This window comes from Micromonospora sp. CNZ280 (assembly GCF_011759515.1).
Genome location: NZ_JAAOYP010000004.1, coordinates 448,343 through 470,427 on the forward strand (window position 1 = coordinate 448,343; position 22,085 = coordinate 470,427).

The following is a 22,085-nucleotide window of genomic DNA, read 5'->3' on the forward strand; positions in this document are numbered from 1 at the left end:
GTGTCGTGGGCAGCCGACCTCGCCGAGTCGTATGAGGGATGGGACGGTGTGCGGGGCTGGGAGTCACTGGAACACGACCTCCGCATCGACGCGACGCATGACCGACGAGGTCACGTCATTCTCCGTTTCGTCATCCGGGGCCCTCGGGACTACGACCCGAGTGCCTGGGAGGCATCCGTCATGGTGACCCTTGACGCCAGCGAGGACATGCGAAGTCTCGTCGCCGAACTCGGCGACTTGATCTCGTAGCGCGGCCTCAAGTCGGAGGCGCGCGATCGGCGGCAAATCCGTGCACGCGATCTCATTAAGTGCCGGGTCGGTGGGCGAGCGGCCGGTGGCACCGTTATGTGGTCAGCGGTCCTCGATGTTGAGAGCCGCGATCAGCTCGGCAGCCGGGGTGCTGCGTGGCCGGTCGCTAACCTGGCCGTCGCCGATCTCGACGATTCGCCACCGACCATCGTCACGCAGTGCGAAGTCCGCCGTCACGAACGGCAGGTCCAAGGCCCGCACCGAAGCTTCCACGGCCGTCAGGTCGAACTCCGCGGCTGGCTGGTGCTCCGGGGTATCCGGGTGCGCGGTGACCAGGCGGCAGGAACCCTCGACCCACCACGTCCGCACCTCCGCCCCGACGAACGACTCGAACCGGCGCAGCACAAAGCCGCCGGCGTAGTCGTCACCACGCAACTGCCGAAACCGGCTGGCCACCCGCCATGCCGCGTCGCGATCAGCCACGTCCGGGATGAATGACGCCTCATGCCAATAATGCTTCATCGACTTGCTGTAGTCACGAAGCACCGCCGGGCCGGCGCCGAGGGCCGCGCACGCTTGGAGGAAGTCGCGGCGATCGTCGCCGGAAGTCCACACCGACTCGGGAGTGTGGCCCTCAATCGCGGAGTACCAACCAGGAAGCTCATGTGCCCGCCGGTACTGCTCGGGGCTGGTCCGCAGACTCACACCGCGACCCGCGACGGCACGCACCAATGCTGCGTACTGCTCACTCCGCAGCATCCACCCCCGATAAACCGCATCCGCACCCTCGGGGACCCTGCCGACCGCCGTCCCGTCCGCCTGCCCGCGAACAAAGGCGTCGTGATCGATCACCGCGACACCGATCCCGGCCTGCCGGGCCGCTTCGGCCTCGTCGGCGAAGTGCTCGTCCGGGCGGCGGGGACGCAACACATCGGCGGGCACCAGCAACATCATGCAACAACGATCAGCTAAACAGCCGACCAACGCATCCGAGTATCCACCCGGGCTTGCTCAGCCGTTGGCGCCCGGCATCACTGCCTACCCACGGTAACGGTGCGCTGGCGGCAACCCCACCTCACCGCGGCATGTGCGTGCACCTGATCTTGCCGTGCTAGGACGTCGTGCTGTTGGCAGGGAAATGTCGAAGTGGTGGGCCGCTTTGCGGTCCTGTGATCAGATCGGCGCCGCGCCTACGTGCTCTCTCGATGCTGCCGGCGCTGTGCACCGCCGAAGAAACGGGATTCGTCCACCCACGGATGAGCCGGTACGGCCCGAAGAACTCACACGGCGCCGCACTGGACTACGGGCTAACTGTGCCGGACATGTTGCTGACGCGGCCCAGGGCGTCGAACTCGACGCGCAGGGTGGAGCCGTCGGCGTGGTGCGCGGTGACCGACGTGGGCGCCGGGTCCAGGCGCCACGCCTGCTGCTGCAGGAACGACTCCACGGCGATGCGGTGGTCCACCGGAAAGCCCTGAATGACCTGGCCCAGGACGCCTAGCACGCGCTCCGGCCGGACCGGCGCGGTGATCTGCGGCGGGGCGTCGTCGAGGTGAAAGAAGACCGCGCCGCCGGGGTACGGGCCGCGGTAGTAACACCGGCCGGTCAGTCCGGAGGCCAGGAGAGCGAGGCGGTGACCATCGACGCGCCGAAGCGCGAACGTGGGCTCGGTGAGCTCGGCAACTCCCTGGCGGTCACCGAACTCGCGGAGCCAGCCACACAGATGCAGCAACGCAGGTGGGAGGTCACTCGCCTCGTTGGCCCATGCCCACAGCCAGCTGCCGTCGTCGTGGCTCTCCGTACCGAGGAGCTGGACGTGATACCGCAGGTCGTCGCCGAACGTCACGGTTCCGCTGGTCAGGTCGAGTTGCCAGCCACGCTCGCCGATCAGGTCGCCTAGCGCCAATTGGCGGGCTAGTCCCAATGCCGGGTAGTTAAGCGCGGCGGTGGCTGGTCAAGAGGGCGTGTTGGTGCAGGTACCGGCAGCGGGACTCCGGTAGAGAGGTACGTCCGCCAAGACATGCCTTACCGCCGGGAGTCCCGCTGTCTGTTCAGTCTGTCATTACGCGTGTGGTCCGGGTCGGGGCAGGTCCGTTCGCGCCGGGTCATTTGGGTGAGCTGACCCAGCAGGTGCCGTTCGAGATGATCGATGCGGTTCTCGCGCAGGTCCGCTGTACCCAGCGGCGGGTGCGGGATCTGCCTTCGCGGGTGGTGGTGTATCTGCTGTTGGCGGGCTGTTTGTTCACCGAGTTGGGGTATCGGCAGGTGTGGCAGCGGCTGGTCGCCGGTCTCGATGGGCTGCCGGTCGCGGACCCGAGCGAGGCCGCGTTGACCAAGGCCCGCCGCCGGGTCGGTCCGGCGCCGTTGCGGGCGTTGTTCGATCTGCTGCGCGGGCCGGCGGCCAGTCTGGCCGGGCCGGTACGCTGGCGCGGCCTGCTGGTCTGCGCGATCGACGGCACCCTGACTTCCGCAGTTCGTAGGCATGCGGGGGCTGCTTGAGCGGCATCGTAGCTGGTCGCGGGCCTGGGTAGGGTCGGTAGGGCTTGAATGGCGTGGGCACACGTTTCCCGGGGTTTGATTTGGATCCTCCTGGGGAGATCGTTCATGCTGTGGGCATGTACTTGCGGACCACTCAGCGTAAGAACAAGGACGGCACGGTGGTCCGCTACGTGCAGCTCGCGCACAATCGCCGGGTGGGCGGCACCACGCAGGCCGAGGTGCTGCACAACTTCGGCCGCGAGGACCGGCTCGATACCGCCGGACTGCGCCGCCTGGTCGCCTCGATCAACCGCTACCTGGGCGAGGACGGCGCGGACGCGGCCGCACCGGCGGGCGGCGGCTTGGAGGTCACCGCCTCGGTGCCGATCGGGGCGGTGTGGCTGCTCGAGGGCCTGTGGCGGCAGCTGGAGATCGACCGGGCCCTGGCCAAGATCCTGGGCGAGCGCCGCTTTCGCACTGACGTCGAGCGGGTGCTGTTCGCGCTGGTCGCCAACCGCGCGATCGCCCCGGCCTCCAAGCTGTCGGCCGCCGAGTGGGCCAGCCGCGACGCGTCGATACCCGGACTCGCGGCCATGGACGAGGACCAGGCATACCGGGCGATGGACCTGCTGGTGGAGGCCGACGCCCAGGCCGAGGTGCAGGAAGCGGTGTTCTTCGCGGTGGCGAACCTGCTGAACCTCGAGGTGGACCTGCTGTTCTTCGACACCACGAACACCTACTTCGAGCGCGATGAGCCCGACGCCGGCGAAACCCCCTTCCGCGCCTACGGCAAGAGCAAGGACCACCGCGACGACCTGCCGCAGATCACCATCGGACTGGCCGTCACCAAGGAGGGCGTGCCGGTCCGTTGCTGGGTCTGGCCCGGCGGGAGCAGCGACCAGGCGATCCTGCCGCAGGTCAAGGACGACATGCGCGACTGGAAGCTCGGCCGGGTGATCACCGTGGTCGACCGCGGGTTCTCCTCGGCGGACAACCTGTCCTACCTGACCCGGGCCGGCGGCCACTACATCGCAGGGATGCGCATGCGCGATGGGAACGACCTGGCCGAGGCCGCGCTCGCGCGCCAGGGCCGCTACCAGGACGTCCGCGACAACCTGCGCGTCAAGGAGGTCCGGCTTGACCAGGCCCCCGGGCGGCGCTTCGTCATCTGCCACAACCCCGCGCAGGCCGAACGCGACCGCCGCCACCGCGAAGAGGCGCTCACCAGGATCGAGGCCGAACTGGAGCGCATCAAGGCCCAGCGCGACCGCGACGCCAAGCGCCTGACCAGCGCCAAGGCCCGCGAGCGGGCGGAGGCCGCGCACGTGCGCGCCGAGTGCGCCCTGATCGAACACCCCACCCTGAAGCGGTGGTTGAGGACATCGAAGAACGGCCGCCTGGCCATCGACCGCGCCAAGGTCAAGGCCGAGGAGCGTCTGGACGGCAAGTACCTGCTGACCAGCTCCGACCCCCACCTGAGCGCGGAGGAGATCGCGGTCGGCTACAAGGCGCTCCTGGAAGCGGAGCGCGGATTTCGCGATCTGAAGACCGTGCTGGAACTGCGGCCCGTCTTCCACCGCCTTGAGCACCGCATCCGCGCCCACGTGCTGCTGTGCTGGCTCGCCCTGCTGCTGATCCGCGTCGCCGAACGCTCCACCGGAAGCACCTGGAACCGCATCGGCAGCGAACTCGGCCGCGTCCACGAGGTCACCCTGACCGGCGAGGCCGGACAGATCACCCAGACCACCCCGCTCACCGCCGAACAGGCGGGCATCTACCGCGACTGCGGCATCAAACCCCCACCCCGGATCACCACCGCAGACCCCGCCTGACCTGCGACAACCCGACCGCGTGGGCACACGCCCACACGGTCCAGGAGCACACGTTCCCGCAGCTCAGAGCAGGCTTTCCGGGCCAACGGATGCCCACCTACTGCGGAAGCCAGGGGCACCACGCTGAGCGTCGCGGACAGCGCGGCGAACCTGGCCCGGTTCAGCAAGCAGCGCGGGGGCCGCACGGGCGGGTCCAGCTATCCGATGCTGCGGCTGGTCACGGTCATGGCGTGCGGTACCCGGTCGGTGATGGACGCGGTGTTCGGGCCGATCACCGCCGGGGAGAGCACCTACGCCAAGGATCTGCTCGCCCGGCTGCCCGCCGGGGTGCTGCTGCTGGCCGACCGTAACTTCGCCGCCGGGCACCTACTCAAGCTCGTGACCGGCCGCCAGGCGCACCTGCTGGTGCGGGCCAAGACCGGCCGCGGCGGCCCGAAGATGCCGGTCCTGCACCGCTGGCGGGACGGCTCCTACCGATCGGTGTTCGGTGGCCAGCCGGTCCGGGTCATCGACGCCGAGATCAGCATCGCCACCAAGACTGGCACGGTCACCGGCATCTACCGCCTGATCACCACGCTGCTGGACCCGGACGCCTACCCGGCCACCGCGATGCTGCGGCTGTATCACGAGCGGTGGGAGATCGAGACCGCCTACTTGGAGATCAAGTCCAGCATCCTCGGCGGCCGGGTGTTACGGGCCCGGACCCCGGCCGGCGTCGACCAGGAAATCCACGCTCTGCTGGTCACCTACCAGATCTTGCGCACCGCGATGACCGACGCCACCAACGGCCAGACCGGCACCGACCCCGACCGGGCCAGCTTCACCATCGCCCTCAACGCCGCCCGTGATCAGGTCGTCCACGCCGCCGGCGTCATCGCCGGCACCGTCATCGACCTGGTCGGCAAGATCGGCCGTCTCGTCCTGGACAACCTGCTGCCTGAGCGGCGGCTACGCGTCAACGCCCGCACCGTCAAACGAGCGATCTCCAAATACAACGCCCGCGGCCCGAACATCGACCGACGCACCTACCAAGCCACCCTCAGCCTCAACATCCTCGCCGGACCTGCCTTGACGACCAGCCCAGACCCTTAACTACCCGGCATTGGGGCTAGTCCGGTGGCGACATGCTCGGTGAAGAGTCGATCAAACGTCAGCATCGCTGCAGTGTGCCAGCCCGCGAGGTGCCGCACGCCGACGCAGGCGGTGCGGATCCCGGGGCTGGGACACTGTACCGATGCCATCCCGAGGCGCCGGTGCACACCGGCCCGGCGTAGACCTCCGTCATGATCACATGCACGCTCCTCGGCATGAGCGTGCGACAGAGCCAGTCACGCGACGGCGATAGCCGACCCCTTCGAAGCTGCCGAAGAGGTCACCGCGCCAATGTGTTTGCGGCGCATGCTACTCAACGCCCGCTTCAAGGCATCGCGGACTCGGCGGCGCCGAATTGCACGGCACGCCTCGTCGCGGTCGTCCCCGCGCCGTGCCTGAGGTTGAGTGGACCGGAGCGGCAGGGCGTCAGCGCTTGTCCGTATTACCGCGAGCCAACCGCCGGCGACGGCCAGCGTGCCTCACGCCACTCGACGGTAGACGGGAATTTCGTCTATCGGGACCCTTCGGTGCACCTCGACGGGCCCACTGTGCCGCTCGCCCGTGAAGTAGTCCTCCCACTCCCCCGGTGGCAGCCAGACGGGCCATGTCGTGACGCCGGGTTCGGTGACCGGGGCGACGAGCAGGTCGTCGCCGAGCTGCCATTGCTGCGGCCAGTCCCAGACCCGCTTGTCGTCCGGGTGGTCGAAGAAGAGCGGCCGCATCAGTGGTTTGCCCGTGCGAACTGACCGCTGCGCCTGCTCTACCAGGTAGGGCACGAGATCCTCACGCAGCTGGGCGAAGCGCCGGAAGACCTCCAGCACCTGCGGCTCCCTGGTGCGCTCGGCGATGTTCCAGGGCGTACGGTCCACCGAGGGGTCGCGATGGTGGTTGAACTCGGAGTGGTACTGCATGATCGGGGCGAAACAGGCGGCTGCGGCGGAGCGTAGGTACAGCTCGGCGTCGGGGATGTCACCGGAGAAGCCGGCCAGGTCCCAGCCCCAGAAGAAGATCCCGCCGACACCGGCGGTCAGGCCGGCGGTGATCGACGCCCGGTAGGCCTCCCAGGTGGAGTCCTCGTCACCGGCCCAGTGTGCGGGGAAAGCAGCGGATCCGGTGAAGCCAGCCCGGCTGAACGTCAGGCCGTCAATGCCGGCCGAGCGCATGAGATCGTGATAGGCCGCCGCGTAGCGTACCGGGAAGAGGTTGTTGCTCTCGTCGCCGCGTGATCCGTCAAAGTAGCGGAGGTCGTGGCCCCAGGGGTGCTCGCCGCCGTCAGTCTTGAAGCCGTCGACGCCGAGCTCCTCAACCAGGTAGCGGCGCTTCTCCAGCCACCACCGCTGGGCCTCCGGATTCGTCCAGTCTGGCAGGAGGGCGCCGGGGAACCACCAGCCACGATTGTGGTGCGGTGACCCGTCGGCCTCCCGGACCGCGTAGCCGCGCTCGGCCATGGTGGCCAGGTCAGCGGCAATCTGCCCTTCGTCACCCCGGTCGGTCGGGACCAGCGGGATCTGCCAAAGCAGCACCTTCACGTCGGCCTCGTGGAGCTCATCGATCATCGCCTTGGGATCGGGCCAGGCCCCGTCGGCCGGGAACTCGAAGTCGGCGAGGCGGTGCGGGGCGCCGTCGCGGTGCACCTGGTAGCGCGCGTCGCGGAAGGCCACGAAGGTCGACTCGTCACTCCATGCCTCGATGACGACGGCGCCGACCGGGATGCCCTCGGCGAGGCTGCGGTGCACCTCGGCCAGCACGCGGGCCTGTGTGTTCCACTCGTTTCCGCTCATCCATGGCCGGAACACCCAGGCCGGCGGCACCGGGGGCTGCCCCGTGTCGGAGAGGAAGTTACGCACGACGGCCGCCGGCTCGCCGGTGTAGAGCCGCAACGGCAGCACGGGCTTCGCGGGGTCGATCTCGGCCTCGACGAGGATGCGGTCCGGCCGGGAGGCACCGACGTCGTACCAGGTCCGCCGGCTCGTCACGACGTGGAAGCCCCAGCCTGCCACCCCGCCGATGACCACCGCGAACGGCATGGGCAGGTAGGTGCGATGGCCCTGCCGCTTGTACTGCTCGAACACCGTCGCGTCCAGCACCTGGCCACGCTGATCGAGCGCGTGGTACCGCTCACCCAAGCCCACCACGTGTTCGCCCTCGGCCAGCCGCATCGCAAACCGCACCCGGCGCGGTCCATCGCTACCGGTCAACCACTCGACGCTTCCCGGGTCGAGCACGCCTGCGGCGCCGGGGTCGCTCACGTCGAGCCGCCCGCCGTCGCGCTGCCAGACCAGCGGCCGCACTGGGAAGACCTCCGTCCTGACCTCACGGCCCGCCGCAGTGCGCCCGACGATGGCGTACTCGTCGTCCACGTCCGCCGTCGCCCGGACGATCCACGGCGTGCGGCCGCCGGTGTCCGGTACGGCCGAGGCGGCAGAGGTCAGGTGGCCTGCCGAGCCGGTCGGTGGAGCAGCGGGAGCACCGAAGTCGAGTGTCACCGTCGCAGGGTCGACCGGCTCGGCGAGCACCTGGGTGCCGTCGCCGAACTCGACTCGGACCTCGGTCACCTGCGGGTCGGTGAGCACGCGGATCTCGTACTGCTCGCCACGCAGCGGGTGCACCGGGACCCGCTGGTCGAGGTCGTGCCGGTAGGGGTGCCCGGTACCGGCCGGGCGGTGGCTGATCAGGGACTCACTCACAGTCCAACCTCCAGAGCGAGCGTGACGAACATGGCGTGCGACCAGAGCAGGGGCGTGGCGACGGGCCCCCACCGCTCGGTCCACTCGGCGATGTACTCGGGGTATTGGGTGCTGCCGCTGACCTGCTCGGGCAGGTGGCCGGCGGGGGTCGCCTGAGCCGCGATCCAGTCCAGCCGGCGAAGGGCCTCGTCCGGACGGCCGGTGCGTGCCTCGTGCCAGCCCAACCAGGCGGTGAGGATCAGCCACTCTCCGCCGCCGTAGAAGGTGTCCCCCAGGTACCGGTAGACGCCGCCGCGCAGCAGGTCGTCGCGTACCTGCTCGTAGGTGCGTTCGGCGAGTGGGCCGTGCGGGTCGACCACTTCGAAGGGGGTGAGGCAGGCCAGGAGGCTGCCATCGACGGCAGTGCCACCAAGCCATTTGGTGAGGTGTCCGTCGGCTGTGCCGCGGCTCGCGATGAGCGCTTCGAGGGCATCGATGCTGGTTGTTGCAGCGCGGGTGCGTCCGGCGTCGAGCAACGGCTCTCCGTGCTCGTCTGGAGCATGAACCACGGCGCGTAGCCCGGCCAGCACCGCGCCAAGGGTGGCCACGTGCTGGTGTTCGGCGTGCTCCTCCCACCAGTCGTAGCAGGGCCGCTCGCCGAATGCGTTGAGGTAGTCCACCGTGGACGCGATCGCTGGACGGTACGCGTCGAGCTGCCGCCCGTGCCGCGCGGTGTGCGCCATGAGCACCCACAGCCACGTGCCGTAGCCGTCGAGCTGGAAGTTCCACCAGGGCTCGTCACCGTCGCCGCCGTCAAGGGTGTAGCGGGTCGGCAGCATCTCGTCGGCGCGGATTTCCTCGCCGCGCCCGGCACGGGCCACGAGATCGGAGATCTGCCCGGCCCGGGCGTCGATCACCGCGGCGCACCAGCGCAGGAACCGGTCGGCGCTGTCCACCCGACCGGCGCGGCTCATCGCGTCAGCTATGAACGCGCCGTCGCGCAGCCAGCTGTACTGGTAGACGGGATAGTTCGGGCTGGCCGGGTAGGCACCGGACGAGTGCTGGTGGGCCTCGATGAGGGTGAGGCTGGACTCGACCAGCATGCGCAGGTCGGACCGTGCGACGGTCGGCACGGAGCTCCTCCAGGAGGGGTCGGTAGGTGGTTGCCGGGGCGCGGCCGAGTGTGGAACGGCCGCACCCCGTTCTTGTCGACTATTTGATAAGGGCGGTGACGGCGGCAGCCGCCTCGTCGAGCGCCTGCTGCGGCGTGGCCTGGCCGGAGGCGGCCTTCTCCAGCGCCTGGGTGACGATGTCCTGCATCTTCGACTGCTGCGCATCGAGCACCGGCGGAAGCGCGATGTCCGACAGTGCGTCGAAGACCGCCTTACGGTTGGTCGGCGGCGTCTTCTTCAGGTAGCTGTCGAACGCAGCCTGGTCGTTGACCGCCGGCAGCTCCCAGTTGGAGGCAAGCCGCGTCTCCACGGCCTTCTGGGAGGTGCCGAGGAAGCGGGCCCACTTCCACGCCGCGGTCGCCTTCTTGGTCTTCGCGGACACGGCCGTGGCGTTCATGAACACCGCGTTGGCCTTCTGCGTGTTGCCGGGCTCGGTGACGATGTCGAAGTCCAGGCCGGCGGTGCCGGCGAGCTTCGAGATCTGCCAGATTCCGTTGTGCCACATGGCGAGCTTGCCGGAGGTGAACAGGGCGGTGTCGTAGTCCGCCTTCCCGCCGATCTCCGCGACGGTGGGCTGTACGGTGCCAGGCTTGCTGAGCAGCCACTGGGCGGCCTCGAGACCCTTGGCGTCGTTGAACGTCGCCTTCTTGCCGTCCTCCGACAGGAACGAACCGCCGTTCTGGGCGAGGGCCTTGTAGAACTCGTGGAAGGTGACCGGCTGGTAGTCGCCGTAGATCCCCTTGGGCTTGTTGGTCAGCTTCTGCGCTGCCGCCCGCTCGTCGGCCCAGGTCCAGTCGGCCGTGGGGTAGGCGACGCCCGCGGCGTCGAAAAGCTTCTTGTTGTAGAAGAGCACCACGTCGGAGAAGGTCGACGGGACCGCGTAGAGCTTGCCCTTGAATTGGAAGGACTCTCGCGCCTTCGGGTAGAGCCGGCTCGCGTCGTAGTCCTTGTCGGCCTTGGCCTTCTCGTCGAGCGGCAGCAGCGCGCCGGCCCGGGCGTACGTCACGAAGTTCTCATAGTTGAGTTCGAAGGTGTCCGGTGCGGTGCCACCGGCGAGCGCCGTCTGCAGCTTCGTGAAGTAGTCGTCGTACGCGGCCGTCTGCACCTGCACGGTGATGCCGGGGTTCTGCTTCTCGAACTCGGCCTTGATCGCGTCGAGATCCTTCAGGTGGTCCGGGGCGGCGGAGAAGGTGAGGTAGGTGATGGTGCCGGTGGCCTCGTCGTTCGTGCCGTCGCCGGAGGCGTCCTGCCCGCATCCGGCGAGCAGGCTCACTGCGGCGAGGGCTCCGGCGGCGGCCGTAAGGAAGCGTCGTCTGGTGGTCATCGGATGTCTCCTCGGGGGTGTGGGGAGTCAGGACTTGATTCCGGTGAAGGTGATGCCGCGCACGACGTAGCGCTGGGCGAAGACGTAGAGCGCGAGGATCGGTAGGACGGACATGGTCGAGCCGGCCATGACGACGTTCCAGGCGGTGCTGTATCGGCCCTGCAACAGGGACAGGCCGACCGGCAGGGTCATGTGCGCCTCGGTCTGCGCGATGACCAACGGCCAGAGGAAGGCGTTCCAGCTGGACATGAAAGCGAAGACCGCGAAGGTGGCCAGCGCCGGCGCCACCAGCGGCAGCAGTACCTGGGCGAAGACCCGTAGGTGCCCGGCCCCGTCGACGTACGCCGCCTCGTCCAGCTCCTTGGGCAGTGCCATGAAGGCTTGCCGGAGCATGAACACCCCGAAGCTGGAAACGATCGTCGGCAGCAGCAGCCCGGCGTAGCTGTCGACCAGTCCGAGGTGGCGCATCTCGATGAACAGCGGGACGATGATCACCTGCATCGGGATCATCATCGTGGCGAGGTAGAGCACGAACACCGCGTTGCTGCCGCGGAACCGAAGCCGGCTGAAGGCGTATGCGGCGGTGGCGCTGGTCAGGAGTTGCAGCAGCGTGGACGCCACGGCGACGCCGATACTGTTGGCGGCGAAGCGCCAAAACGGGAACGCTTCGCTCAGCCGCTCGTAGGGCTGGGCGGTGGGCGGGTTGGGCAGCAGGGGCGCGTCGACCCGAGCTAGCTGCGCGTCGCCAGTCAGTGAAGTGATCAGCATCCACACGAACGGGCCGATCATCGCCACCGCACCCAGCGTGAGCGCGACATACCGCGTGACAGTCTTACTCATAGTGCACCCATCTGCGCTGCAGTCGGAGCTGGACCAGAGTGACCAGGAGGATCACCGCGAAGAGCACGATGCTCATCGCCGAGGCGTAGCCCACCCGCCCGTACGAGAAGGCGTTCTTGACGATCTGCTCGACCACGACGCTGGACGCGCCGCCCGGCCCGCCCTCGGTCATCACCCACACCTGGTCGAAGACCTGGAAGCCGTTGATCAGGCTGATCACGGTGACGAAGAACAGGGACGGGGAGAGCATCGGCAGGGTGATGTTGCGCAGTTTGCGCCACCAGCCGGCGCCGTCGAGAGCGGCGGCCTCCAGCAGATCGCGGGGGATGGCCTGTAGGCCCGCCAGCAGGATCACCGCGACGAACCCGACGTCCTTCCAGACCGAGGCGAGCACCACCGATGGCATGGCCCAGTCCGGGTCGGTCCACCACCCCGGTCCCGTCACGCCGACCGCGCCGAGCATGCGGTTTACCAGCCCATCAGCGGGGTTGAGCAGCCACTTCCACAGCAGCGACACCGCGACCCAGCTGCTGATCACCGGTAGGAAGAAGGTGGCCCGGTAGAGGGTCATCGCCGGGAGTTTGGCGTCCAGCAGCAGCGCCACGGCGAGCCCGCTGACCAGCACCAGCGGCAGGTAGCCGGCCAGGTAGGCCAGGGTGTGCCCCAGCGCGGCGTGGAACTCGGCGTCGCTCAGCAGTTCGATGTAGTTGTCCAGCCCGACGAAGGTCGGCACGCCGATGAGGTTCCAGTCCTGCAGGCTCACCCAGGCGGTGCCGAGCATCGGACCGATCCAGAAGCCCAGCAGCAGGAGCAAGCTGGGGGCGAGGAAGCCGGCCGCCGCGATGGGCGTGCGCAGACGGCGGCGGGCGGCGCCACGTGGGCGTCTGCGCTGCAGCGGCTCTTGGGCCGGTCGTGATGGGCGGGCAGTAGCGGGGCCAGGCGGTGCGGTCACTGGGTCACCTCGGCACCTGGAAAGGCCGCCAACCGCGCGCGGATGGCGTCGGTGTGCGGCTCGGCGTTCATCGTGAACGGCGCCCGGAGCACCAAGGCGGCGGCACCCAGCGCCCATTTCGTGTCGTCCCACGGGTCGACGTGCACGTTGACCGCATCGACAAGGGGAGGGAACATGCCGGCGCGCAGGGCGGTGAGGAACCCGTCGGCCAGGTGGGTCCAGGCCAGAGTTCCTTCGCCGCTGACCAGGATCGCCTGGGGGTCGAGCACGGTGGCCAGCCCGGCTGCGACGGTGCCGAGGCGGGCTCCAGCGGCGCGGTAGACCTCCTGCGCCCCGGGGTGCCCGCTGTCTGCTGCCGCGCGCAGGTCGGCCGGACCGGCGTCCGGGCCGACGGCACCCGCCGCGCGCGCCTGGCGGACGAGCGCACTGTCAGAGGCGTAGGTCTCCAGGCAACCGCGCCTGCCGCAGTGGCAGGCCGGGCCTTCTGGATCTATCGGCAGATGCCCGAGTTCGCCCGCCGCACCGTGCCCGCCGCGGCGAAGGTCACCTCCGGAAACCACGGCTGCGCCGACGCCCTGCCCGAGGGTGATGGTCAGGAAGTCGTCGTACGGCCGGCCCAGCCCGTAGAGGTGCTCATACGCCGCCAAGGTGTTGACGTCGTTGTCCACGAGCACCGGCACGTCGAGGAGCTGGCTGAGGTAGTCACGCAACGGCATGTGACGCCAGCCCAGCAGTGGCGCCTCGACCAGGCCGGTGCGGCTGTCGACGAAACCGGGAACGCCGAGGCCGACCCCGAGCAGCGGTGCGTCATCGACGGCGGCCACATGCGGCGCGAGCAGCTCGGACAATGCGCCGAACGGGTTGACGGCGGTCTCGTCGAACGGTGCGGAGAACGTCTGGAGGTGGGTGCCGTCAAGGTCGGCGCGCACGCCCGTGAGCCGGCCGGCGGCGACTTTGACCCCGATCGCGTGCGCGGCCCGTCCCACCACCGCGAGCAGCTCGGCCGGTCGGCCGCCCTGCGGAATCCCGTCGTCGACCTTGCGGATGACCCCGGCCTCGATCAGGGAGCGGGTGACCGCGGTGACGGTCGGCGGGCTCAGGCCGAGCCGTCGGGCAACCTCGGCGCGTGATATCGGTCCCTGTCGGCCGATCAAGGCAAGCACGGCGACCCGGTTGACGTCCCGCAGGCGCGGTCCGGACGTCGCAGCCGTCATGAAAGCACTTCCTTCCACCGGTAAATTCGGTGCCTGAATGAAGGGTCTGAAGTTTCTCCTCATGATGTCAAGGGCCGTAATCAGACCGAGATGGAGAAGCTGCGTGCCGGAAGGCCCGGCGAGTACCGGGGGCGCGGAGGCGGCTGAACATCTGAGCAACGGCACGACAGCGGCCGGGACCCCTTGTGACACCGCCAGCCCTCCTCCGCCTCATCCCCGGCGGACGAGAGGCGGGTGACCGCAGTGCGGCACAGCCAGCAGGGCGTGTAACAGAGGGCGCAGAGTCCTTGCAGGCAACACCTGACCGTGGCAGCGACCTGACAGCTTCGGGGCCATTGAGTGGTCGCCATTCAGAAAGCCCTGCTCAGAGCCTTGCCGGTGGGTTTCAGGGCTCAGCTCGCGGGATCCAAAGGCGCCACCACGACGGCGCCCCAGAGCAGCGCATCAATGCGTCATGGCCCTCGTGATGAGAATCGGCAGGCTTCAGGCCGACAACCGGCACCATCCAGGCCGGGGAGCAGCGAACCCGGACCACTTCGGCCTTCTCCGTGAGGTCACACCCACTCGCCCGCTCACATCGTCGAAGGTCACGGCGCCCTCCTCCGCCCGACGCCGTGAGCACTTCGGACGCGGTGACCACTTCGCCAACCTGCACCCGATCTGCACCCACCTGCAAGGCATGAAACCTCACAGGGTCCTTACCGCCGTGACCTGCGGATACTCCCCTACCAGGCGACATAGACTGCCGTTGACTGCCATTCGCTGCCGTCGAGTGCAGTTGCGTGAAGCAGGACGCTGCACCGACTCTGACCTGCAAAAACGCGAAGCCGCAGGCAGGGATGGGTGCAGTTGCGGGCCGTTCGGCGCGGTTAAGGGCCGTTCGGTGCACCCTGTTGCTCCCAACCTGCTCCCTCAACCTTGGGCTCGTCACCGGGGTTGCTGCCGTCAGGCAGAAGAGGCCCGGCTATCGGCGCTCGCCGGCGTCGGTCTCCTCCCACAGCGCCTCGGTGTCAATCGGCTGTTCGCCGTCAGGGACGGCGTTAGGGGCAGGGTCCACAGGGCCAGCGAACCACCGCCGTGACGACCGAGGCACCAGTAGCAATAGGGCGATGAACAGGGCTGCCACCATGTTGACTGCCCGCAGCCAGCCGATTCCGGCGTGCTCAAGAAGGCCGAAGATCAGGTTGCCGGCCATCGCCAGGACCACGACGCCCTGGGCCAACGGGTTACCCCGCCACAGGCCGTAGACCAACCCCGCTGCAATCGCTGTGGCGATCAGGCTGGCGGTGAGGCTAGCTGCGTCGGTCCAAGGACCATGAGCGATGACGGTGGCGTAGCCCACGATCAGGATCGCCAGCGCCACCAACACCGGGCGCGGCGGGCGACGCTTCATCTGCTGGATCACCGGCGCATCGTACGGCGCAACCGGCCCAGCGCTGCCCGCCTCTGGCCGGTTCTCACAGCGCGACTGCTCCGCTGTTTGCAACGGTCTGTGTTAGGCGCGAACTTGGGGCGAGGCTGACGCTCGAACCCTGAATCCTCCGGCGTGCTCCTGATCAACTCCAATCCGGCGGATCGGCAGCCTGACCTCGCCGAGCTCTTCCGTTGCCCTTACAGCGCTGGCTGATCTGCCGGATCCCCGCGCCCGTCCGGGTGTGCGGCACCGGCTGTCTGTCGTGGTGAGCGCGGCCGCGTGCGCCGTGGTGGCTGGCTACCGCTCGTACACGGCGATCGCCGAGTGGATCGCTGACGTTCCGGCTACGACCGCGCTCGCGTTGGGTATCGCCCCGGACCGGCGTCCCTCGGAGGCGATGATCCGCCGGCTGTTGCAGGCAGTGGACCCGGACTTGCTCACCGCCGACGTCAGCGGCTGGCCACCCGGCCAATGGCGACAGCACCGGCCCAGGCGACGGGCAATCGCCGTGGATGGCAAGACACTGCGCGGCTCCCGCACCACCGACCAGCATGTCCTCGCCGCCTGCGAACAAGCCACCGGCGTGGTTCTGGCCAGCACCGACGTCGACGGCAAGACCAACGAGATCACCGCTTCACCCCGCTCCTCGACCAGATCAGCGATCTGCGCGACACCGTGATCGCGATGGCGGTGAACGAGTCGCCGGCACGTAGGCCGAGACTGATTTCCTCCCGATCGGCCAGGTCAGCCGTCCCGGCCCGGGCTGCCACCAGTCCGACCGCACGGGCCGCTTCGAGTCGCGTCTAACCACGGTTCGGACGACCTCGTGGGAGCAGCCGACCTGCCGGCCAATCTGTTGCCCGGCGTTCTCGATGAGGATGTAGCCGTCGTTCGTGGTGGGGACGGGTGGGCAGCGGAACGCCCCGCCGGCGGTTGCCGGGCGGGGCGTTGGTCACCGTGGTGACGTGGTGGTGATCGTGGTGACGTCGTGATGCTCGCGGTGCCGGATCGGGCTATTCGGCCGTGACTTCGCTGATCGCGGCGCGGGTGGAGGACTCGTCGACGATGGCTTTGCCGTCGGCGAACGCGGCGATGAGGGCTTGGACGGCGAGGTTGTTGACGGCGCGGGGGTAGCCGCGGCTGGATTGGTGGATCGCGGCTGCGGCGTCGTCGGAGAACAGCGGGTCGTCGCGGCCGGCCAGGCGCAGGTGGTGGCGTAGGTAGGCGGCGGTTTCCTCGCCGGTCATGCCGGGCATCGAGTAGCGCAGCCCGATGCGCTGGTCGAGGGCGGCCAGGACGCCGAGCTTGATCCTGCGGCGCAGGGTGGGCTGGCCGACGAGCAGGCAGGCGAACGGCGACCACCGGTCCAGGTCGTGGTTGGTGAGCATGCGGATGCCTTCGAGTTGGTCGTGGGTGAGCAGGTGCGCTTCGTCGATGACCAGGACGGGAGTGCGGCCGCGTTCGGCGTGTTCGCCTGCCAGGGCTTCGGCGGCTTGCGGGACGAGGATGGCCATGTGGGGATGCGGGACCCCGCCGAGGGCGGTGACGATGGCGTGGTGGATGCCGCGGGCGCCGATGGTGGGGTTGCCGAGGTAGATGATGGTGTGCCGGACCTGGTCGAGCGCGGCGAGGGCGGCGCGGACGGCGACGGTCTTGCCGGCGCCGACCTCGCCGGTGACCACGCCCAGGACGCGTTGTTCGACGCACCAGCTGATGCGGGCGACGGCTTCGGCGTGGGAGCCGTGCCGGTGCAGCATGCCCGGTGCGAGGTCGCGGCCGAACGGCATGCGGGTGAACCCGTAGTGTGCTTGCAGACGGTCGATCATGGGGTGTCCTTCTCGGAGAGTGCAGGATCGGTGGGGCCCGACAGGGCGGTGTAGTTGACCCGGTCGGCCAGGTCGGCCTGGTGGGCGGCGTCGACGAGTTTCAGGTAGCCGATGCCCGACGCCGGTGGTGGCGCCTGGGGTGTTTCGGGCTTGGCCTTGGGATGGGCGTGACGGCCGATGCGGTGCGGGATGGCTAGGCCCATCGGCTTGCCGCCCAGCCGGACCTCGATGTTGGTCAGGTCGAACGGGTCGAATACGAGCTCGACCCGCCGCCCGACCAGACCGGCGTCGACCTGGTAGGTGTTGCCGTGCAGGGAGACGGTGGCGGTCTTGGTGACGGTGCGGGCGGCTTCCCAGAGGAACGCCTCGCGCAACGCGGCCGGGCTGGGCAGCCGGGGCGGGTCGCCGGCCTGCCAGCGGTGAAGGGGCGTCTGCCCGGTCTCCGAATGCGTGGTGCGGTGGTATTCGGTCTCGGTCCACGCGGTGAACAACCTGTTGAGGCTGACCAGATCCGGCACCAGCAGCTCACTGTCGGGTGTGGACAACTCGACGAGGAACTGCTCACGCACCCGCCGGAACAGCCGCTCGATCTTCCCGCGGCCCTGCGGGCGGCCCGGGGTGGAGTGCACGAGCTTGATGCCGAGCTTGGCGCAGGCCCGTAGCAGCCACGCGTCGACGAACGCGCTGCCGTTGTCGACGTAGACCCCGGCGGGGACTCCGCGTGAGGCCAGTGCGGGGCGCAAAGCGGCCGCCAGGCGCACGGTGTCCTCGGCGAACCCGAACCGGTGTCCGACCAGCAGCCGGCTGTGATCGTCGAGGAACGCGAATAGGTAGGTCTTGCGGCCGGCGATCACTGGACCGTGCAACGCGTCGCCGACCCACAACTCGTTCGCACGGGTGGCTTCGAACCGGCCGAACACCGCGGTCTGCGCCGGCGGGCCGGTCAGCTCGAGACGGTTCAAATGCCGCAGCACCGTCGACTCCGACGGCGCCCACCCCAGATGCTTGTGCAGGATCCGGGCGACCTGCGCGGCGGTGCGGGCCGGGTTCTCCCGCTTGAGCGCCGCGGCCATGTCCAGGATCTCCGCCGGGGTGCGTGGCTGCATCTGCCGCGGGCTGGGCACCAGGGCGTCGAACCCGCCCCGACGCCACGCCGTGATCCACCGGTCCAGGGTCGCCCGGGCCACCCGCACCGGCGTCCCGAACGGCCCCGGATGCTCACTGGCCGCGAGTTCGCGCACCATCCGGCCACGCTGGCGGGTGGAATACGCCGGATCGGCCGCCTCCCGGACCAGCTGGTAGCGCCATAACGCGATCTGGCGGGCACGGTCGGCCCGCACCCGCACCTCATCATCCGCGGTAGTCAACAACAGCCTCCTCAACACTCACCCGAAGATCGACGAGTGTTGAGGGTGCCGGGTCACATGGCCGCCAGCCAGGGCGAACTCGTGTTGATCGAATCCGGTGGCCAGTCCGGCGACAGCAACCGGCCTCCCGACACCGCGCAGGCGACCTGCCACGCCGTCACCATGCGCAGCACGAACCGGCCGGCAACCGCCCGCGCCGCAGCGTCGATCGCGGCCACCGCGTCGGCGAACACCGTCGCGGCCGGGTCGGGCACGACCGGATCAGGCGCCACGGCCACCAGCAGCCCGGTGAACCACGCCCGGACCTGCTCCGCCCGGCCCGCGAACCGGCGCAGCCAGCCCTTCACCGTCCCCAGCGGGCGACCCACCACCACCGCGGCCGGCCGCGCACCCAGCCCGGACGCCTTCGCCACCAAAGCCTCGCCGACCACGCCGATCGCGTCCGCCCGGCGGACCAGCACACCCACCGGCAGCAGCACATGCGTCGCCGCGCAACCCGAACAGCGAGTACGCCGCGGCCGCACCAGCCACCGCAGGCCCGCCTCACCCCGGATCAGACGCGGCCGCGCCCACCCCCACCCGGTCAACCGGCCCTGACAATCCGGGCAGCACAGCACACCCGCCGCGAGCTGCAATTCGACCCCAGCAGGGTCGTCCATTACCGTCATCACCCGGGTGCCTCCGCACCTACGAGCGGCCCTCCCGAGCACCCGGCCAAGGATCACGGGAGGGCCGCTGCCTGCATGAACGTCCTCACGGTGATGACGCGCATGAAGAAGCGCAACCCCTCTGAGTTGCGCCACAGACATCCTCAAGATCAATGACGGGCAAGAGCAAACTCGTCGTCACCTTGTGACGGCTAACAGCCGGGCTCCGATGGCGCGCGACTGGGGCGAGGTTCCCTGGAGTTCCTGGAGTTCGGGACTGGTCGCGGATCCGATGGTGGGCAGGCCGCATCCGCCGACGGGCCCCCGCGCCTGGGACCTCCGCTGCGACCTCCGCGACAACCACCCGCAGTGGCTTCCCCGCGGCCACAGCGAGTACAAACCCCATCCTCCCCACAAACCCACAAAAGCCATCCTGGTGAGCGAAAGGTGCGTAGCGTTCAGGTGGGCCTGTGCCGAGGACCCACCCGACCGACAGGAAGGTATGAGATGTCGCTCGACGCGTTCCGCATCCCCGGCGGCTCCTTGGACGACCTGATCAGTCGGTTCTTCGGTGGAGACCCGTTCGCGGGACGTCCGGTGGAGCGCGTGGACCTGTCCCGCCTGCTCTCCACCGAATCGCGGCAACTGCTGCAACGGGCAGCCGAGCAGGCTGCGGCGTGGGGCAGCCCGTACCTCAACGTCGAGCACCTGCTGTGGGCCGCCGCCCAGTCCGACCCCACCCGCCGGATCCTCGACGCGAGCGGCGCCGACCCCGACGGCCTGGCCCGCCAGATAGAGGCGGCCGTCCCCAGAGGCAGGCCACGCGAGGACACGCCTCCGCTCGCGCCAGCGGCGAAGCGCGCCCTGCTAGACGCGCACCGCGAGTCGCGACGGTCCGGCGCGACATACATCGGCCCCGAACACATCCTGCTCGGCATCGCCGCGAACCCGGAGACGACCGCGGGCCAGGCGTTGCGCGCGCTCGGCGGGGCCGTCACCGGCCCCGCGCGGCCAGCGGGCGGCGCCGACGGGCGCGGCGTCAGCACCACCCCCACCCTGGACCAGTACGGGCGGGACCTCACCGAGGACGCCCGGGCTGGGCGGCTCGATCCGGTCGTCGGGCGTGACGACGAGATCGACGACACGATCGAGGTGCTCTCCCGGCGTACGAAGAACAATCCGGTGCTCACCGGCGAGCCGGGCGTCGGCAAGACGGCGATCGTCGAGGGCATCGCCCAGCGCATCGTCAACGACGACGTGCCCGAAACCCTGGCCAACCGGCGGGTGGTTGCCCTCGACCTGTCCGGGATGGTGGCGGGCGCCAAGTACCGCGGTGAGTTCGAAGAGCGACTGAAGAACGTGATCCAGGAGGTGACGGCCGCCGAGGACGGGCTGATCCTCTTCATCGACGAACTGCACACCGTTGTCGGCGCGGGCGGCGGCGGCGAGGGGGCGATGGATGCCAGCAACATGCTCAAGCCGGCCCTGGCCCGCGGCGAACTGCACGTGGTCGGCGCGACGACGCTGAACGAGTACCGTCGCTACATCGAGAAGGACGCGGCGCTGGAGCGCCGGTTCCAGCCGATCCTGGTGTCGGAGCCGAGCGTGGAGGACACCGTCGCGATCCTCAAGGGCGTACGCGACCGGTACGAGGCGCACCATCAGGTGCGCTACACGGACGAAGCCCTGGACGCCGCGGCCGAGTTGTCCCACCGCTACATCACCGACCGGTTCCTGCCGGACAAGGCGATCGACCTGCTCGACCAGGCGGGTGCGCGGGTCCGGCTGCGTTCCCGCACCCCGGCTCCGGACAAGAAGGAGATCGAGAAGCGGCTGTCCCAGTTGCGGCGGGAGAAGGACAGCGCGGTGGCGAACGAGGACTACCAGCGCGCGGGTGCGCTGAAAGCCGAGATCAGTGCGGCCGAGCGGGACCTGGCGGCGGCGCAGGAGGGCGCGCCACCGGTGCCCGAGGTGCACATGAGCGACATCGCCGAGGTGGTCAGCCGCCGTACCGGTGTTCCCGTCACCCAGCTCACGGAGGTGGAGAAGCAGAGGCTGCGGCGCATCGAGGAGCAACTGCACGAGCGCGTGGTCGGCCAGCACGAGGCCGTACGGGCCGTGGCGGCCGCCGTACGCCGGTCGCGTTCCGGGCTGAGTGACCCCCAGCGACCCGACGGGTCGTTCCTCTTCCTCGGACCCACCGGCGTCGGCAAGACCGAACTGGCTCGGGCCCTCGCCGCGGCGCTCTTCGGCGACGAGTCCAGCATGATCCGCTTCGACATGAGCGAGTTCCAGGAGCGGCACACGGTCAGCCGGCTGGTCGGGGCGCCCCCGGGCTACGTCGGGTACGAGGAGGCCGGCCAGCTCACCGAGGCGGTCCGGCGCCGGCCGTACTCGGTGCTGCTCTTCGACGAGGTGGAGAAGGCGCACGCGGATGTGTTCAACACGCTGCTGCAGGTGCTCGACGACGGTCGCCTCACCGACTCGCAGGGTCGCACGGTCGACTTCAGCAACACCATCCTGATCATGACGAGCAACATCGGCGCGGACCGCATTCTGGCCGCCCAGACGGCAGGGCGTCCGGTCAGCGACCTGCGCGAGGAACTGATGGGGCTGCTGGGGCAGCGGTTCCGGCCGGAGTTCCTCAACCGGATCGATGAGATCATCATCTTCACCGGCCTGGACCGGGAGCAACTCCGCGAGATCACCGGCCTGCTGCTTGACCGTACCCGCCGCCGGTTGCACGCACAGGACATCAACCTTGAGGTCAGTCCGGACGCCGTGCAGTGGCTGGCCAATCGGGGCTACCAGCCCGAGTACGGGGCGCGGCCACTGCGGCGCAGCATCCAGCGCGAGTTGGAAGACCGGCTGTCGACCCTGCTGCTGGAGGACGGGGCGAATCCGGGCGACACCATCGAGGTCAACGTCGTCGGCGGCGAACTCGACCTCTCGGTCCGGCCCGCCGCCGTGCCGGCCGGCACGTGACGCCCGCCCAGGCCGGGCTGACGACAC

18 protein-coding genes are annotated in these 22,085 nt (G+C 69.3%); 6 read left to right on the top strand and 12 right to left on the bottom strand.

The features are described from left to right. Positions 1-249 (top strand): DUF6228 family protein, encoded by a 249-nt coding sequence (locus FHX32_RS35480; RefSeq protein ID WP_486481392.1) that lies wholly within the window; start codon positions 1-3, stop codon positions 247-249. Positions 250-351: 102 nt separating this feature from the next. On the opposite strand, the gene FHX32_RS29225 is transcribed toward FHX32_RS35480, so the two are convergent. Continuing rightward, on the bottom strand, positions 352-1,203 hold the full coding sequence (locus FHX32_RS29225) for an ATP-grasp domain-containing protein (RefSeq protein WP_167190364.1): 852 nt from the start codon (positions 1,201-1,203) through the stop codon (positions 352-354). A 346-nt stretch (positions 1,204-1,549) separates the two neighbouring features. Next, positions 1,550-2,173: a DUF6882 domain-containing protein gene (locus tag FHX32_RS29230; RefSeq protein ID WP_486481393.1), complete on the bottom strand. Its 624-nt coding sequence runs from the start codon at positions 2,171-2,173 to the stop codon at positions 1,550-1,552. Between the two features lie 146 nt (positions 2,174-2,319). Here FHX32_RS29230 and FHX32_RS29235 point away from each other — a divergent pair, with 146 nt between their 5' ends. The 3 genes from FHX32_RS29235 (at position 2,320) to FHX32_RS29245 (ending at position 5,651) form a co-directional block, all read left to right on the top strand. Next, positions 2,320-2,748: a transposase domain-containing protein gene (locus tag FHX32_RS29235; protein WP_486481394.1), complete on the top strand. Its 429-nt coding sequence runs from the start codon at positions 2,320-2,322 to the stop codon at positions 2,746-2,748. Between the two features lie 116 nt (positions 2,749-2,864). Then, positions 2,865-4,559 carry an IS1634 family transposase gene (locus tag FHX32_RS29240; RefSeq protein WP_208419472.1) on the top strand — a complete coding sequence of 565 codons (1,695 nt, stop codon included), beginning with the start codon at positions 2,865-2,867 and terminating at the stop codon, positions 4,557-4,559. 123 nt (positions 4,560-4,682) lie between these two features. Next, a complete protein-coding gene (locus FHX32_RS29245) occupies positions 4,683-5,651 on the top strand; it encodes an IS4 family transposase (RefSeq protein ID WP_167191007.1) in 969 nt (322 codons plus the stop codon). A 479-nt stretch (positions 5,652-6,130) separates the two neighbouring features. Here FHX32_RS29245 and FHX32_RS29250 read toward each other — a convergent pair whose 3' ends face one another. The 7 genes from FHX32_RS29250 to FHX32_RS29280 all read right to left on the bottom strand — a co-directional run bounded on the left by FHX32_RS29250 (position 6,131) and on the right by FHX32_RS29280 (position 15,224). Further along, on the bottom strand, positions 6,131-8,422 hold the full coding sequence (locus FHX32_RS29250; RefSeq protein ID WP_486481395.1) for a glycoside hydrolase family 31 protein: 2,292 nt from the start codon (positions 8,420-8,422) through the stop codon (positions 6,131-6,133). Further along, positions 8,335-9,450: a glycoside hydrolase family 15 protein gene (locus tag FHX32_RS29255; protein ID WP_208419474.1), complete on the bottom strand. Its 1,116-nt coding sequence runs from the start codon at positions 9,448-9,450 to the stop codon at positions 8,335-8,337. The genes FHX32_RS29250 and FHX32_RS29255 overlap by 88 nt, the downstream gene beginning before the upstream one ends. 79 nt (positions 9,451-9,529) lie before the next feature. Beyond that, entirely contained in the window at positions 9,530-10,813 is a 1,284-nt protein-coding gene (locus FHX32_RS29260; protein ID WP_167190366.1) for an ABC transporter substrate-binding protein, read from the bottom strand. A gap of 27 nt (positions 10,814-10,840) precedes the next feature. Then, complete coding sequence (locus FHX32_RS29265) at positions 10,841-11,653, bottom strand: carbohydrate ABC transporter permease (RefSeq protein ID WP_167190369.1); 813 nt, start codon at positions 11,651-11,653, stop codon at positions 10,841-10,843. After that, positions 11,646-12,467, bottom strand: coding sequence for a carbohydrate ABC transporter permease (locus tag FHX32_RS29270; protein WP_486481396.1), 822 nt, complete (start codon positions 12,465-12,467; stop codon positions 11,646-11,648). Before FHX32_RS29270 ends, FHX32_RS29265 begins: the two co-directional genes overlap by 8 nt. A gap of 134 nt (positions 12,468-12,601) precedes the next feature. Next, positions 12,602-13,882, bottom strand: a complete 1,281-nt coding sequence (locus FHX32_RS29275) for an ROK family transcriptional regulator (RefSeq protein ID WP_167190372.1) — start codon at positions 13,880-13,882, stop codon at positions 12,602-12,604. Positions 13,883-14,783: 901 nt separating this feature from the next. Next, positions 14,784-15,224, bottom strand: coding sequence for a hypothetical protein (locus FHX32_RS29280; RefSeq protein WP_167190375.1), 441 nt, complete (start codon positions 15,222-15,224; stop codon positions 14,784-14,786). Positions 15,225-15,474: 250 nt separating this feature from the next. Here FHX32_RS29280 and FHX32_RS29285 point away from each other — a divergent pair, with 250 nt between their 5' ends. Continuing rightward, positions 15,475-15,912, top strand: coding sequence for a transposase family protein (locus FHX32_RS29285; RefSeq protein ID WP_486481397.1), 438 nt, complete (start codon positions 15,475-15,477; stop codon positions 15,910-15,912). A 334-nt stretch (positions 15,913-16,246) separates the two neighbouring features. On the opposite strand, the gene FHX32_RS29290 is transcribed toward FHX32_RS29285, so the two are convergent. Genes FHX32_RS29290 through FHX32_RS29300 form a run of 3 tightly spaced genes read right to left on the bottom strand, consistent with a single transcriptional unit; the run spans position 16,247 to position 19,097 of the window. Continuing rightward, the gene (locus FHX32_RS29290; protein WP_167190378.1) at positions 16,247-17,059 is read right to left on the bottom strand and encodes an AAA family ATPase; all 813 of its coding nucleotides are present in this window, start codon (positions 17,057-17,059) and stop codon (positions 16,247-16,249) included. Next, complete coding sequence (locus FHX32_RS29295) at positions 17,056-18,426, bottom strand: DDE-type integrase/transposase/recombinase (RefSeq protein WP_167190382.1); 1,371 nt, start codon at positions 18,424-18,426, stop codon at positions 17,056-17,058. Before FHX32_RS29295 ends, FHX32_RS29290 begins: the two co-directional genes overlap by 4 nt. 53 nt (positions 18,427-18,479) lie before the next feature. Beyond that, positions 18,480-19,097 carry a hypothetical protein gene (locus FHX32_RS29300; protein ID WP_167190385.1) on the bottom strand — a complete coding sequence of 206 codons (618 nt, stop codon included), beginning with the start codon at positions 19,095-19,097 and terminating at the stop codon, positions 18,480-18,482. A gap of 483 nt (positions 19,098-19,580) precedes the next feature. On the opposite strand from FHX32_RS29300, the gene FHX32_RS29305 reads away from it, so the two are divergent. Further along, a complete protein-coding gene (locus FHX32_RS29305; RefSeq protein ID WP_167190388.1) occupies positions 19,581-22,058 on the top strand; it encodes an ATP-dependent Clp protease ATP-binding subunit in 2,478 nt (825 codons plus the stop codon). Positions 22,059-22,085: the final 27 nt, after the last annotated feature.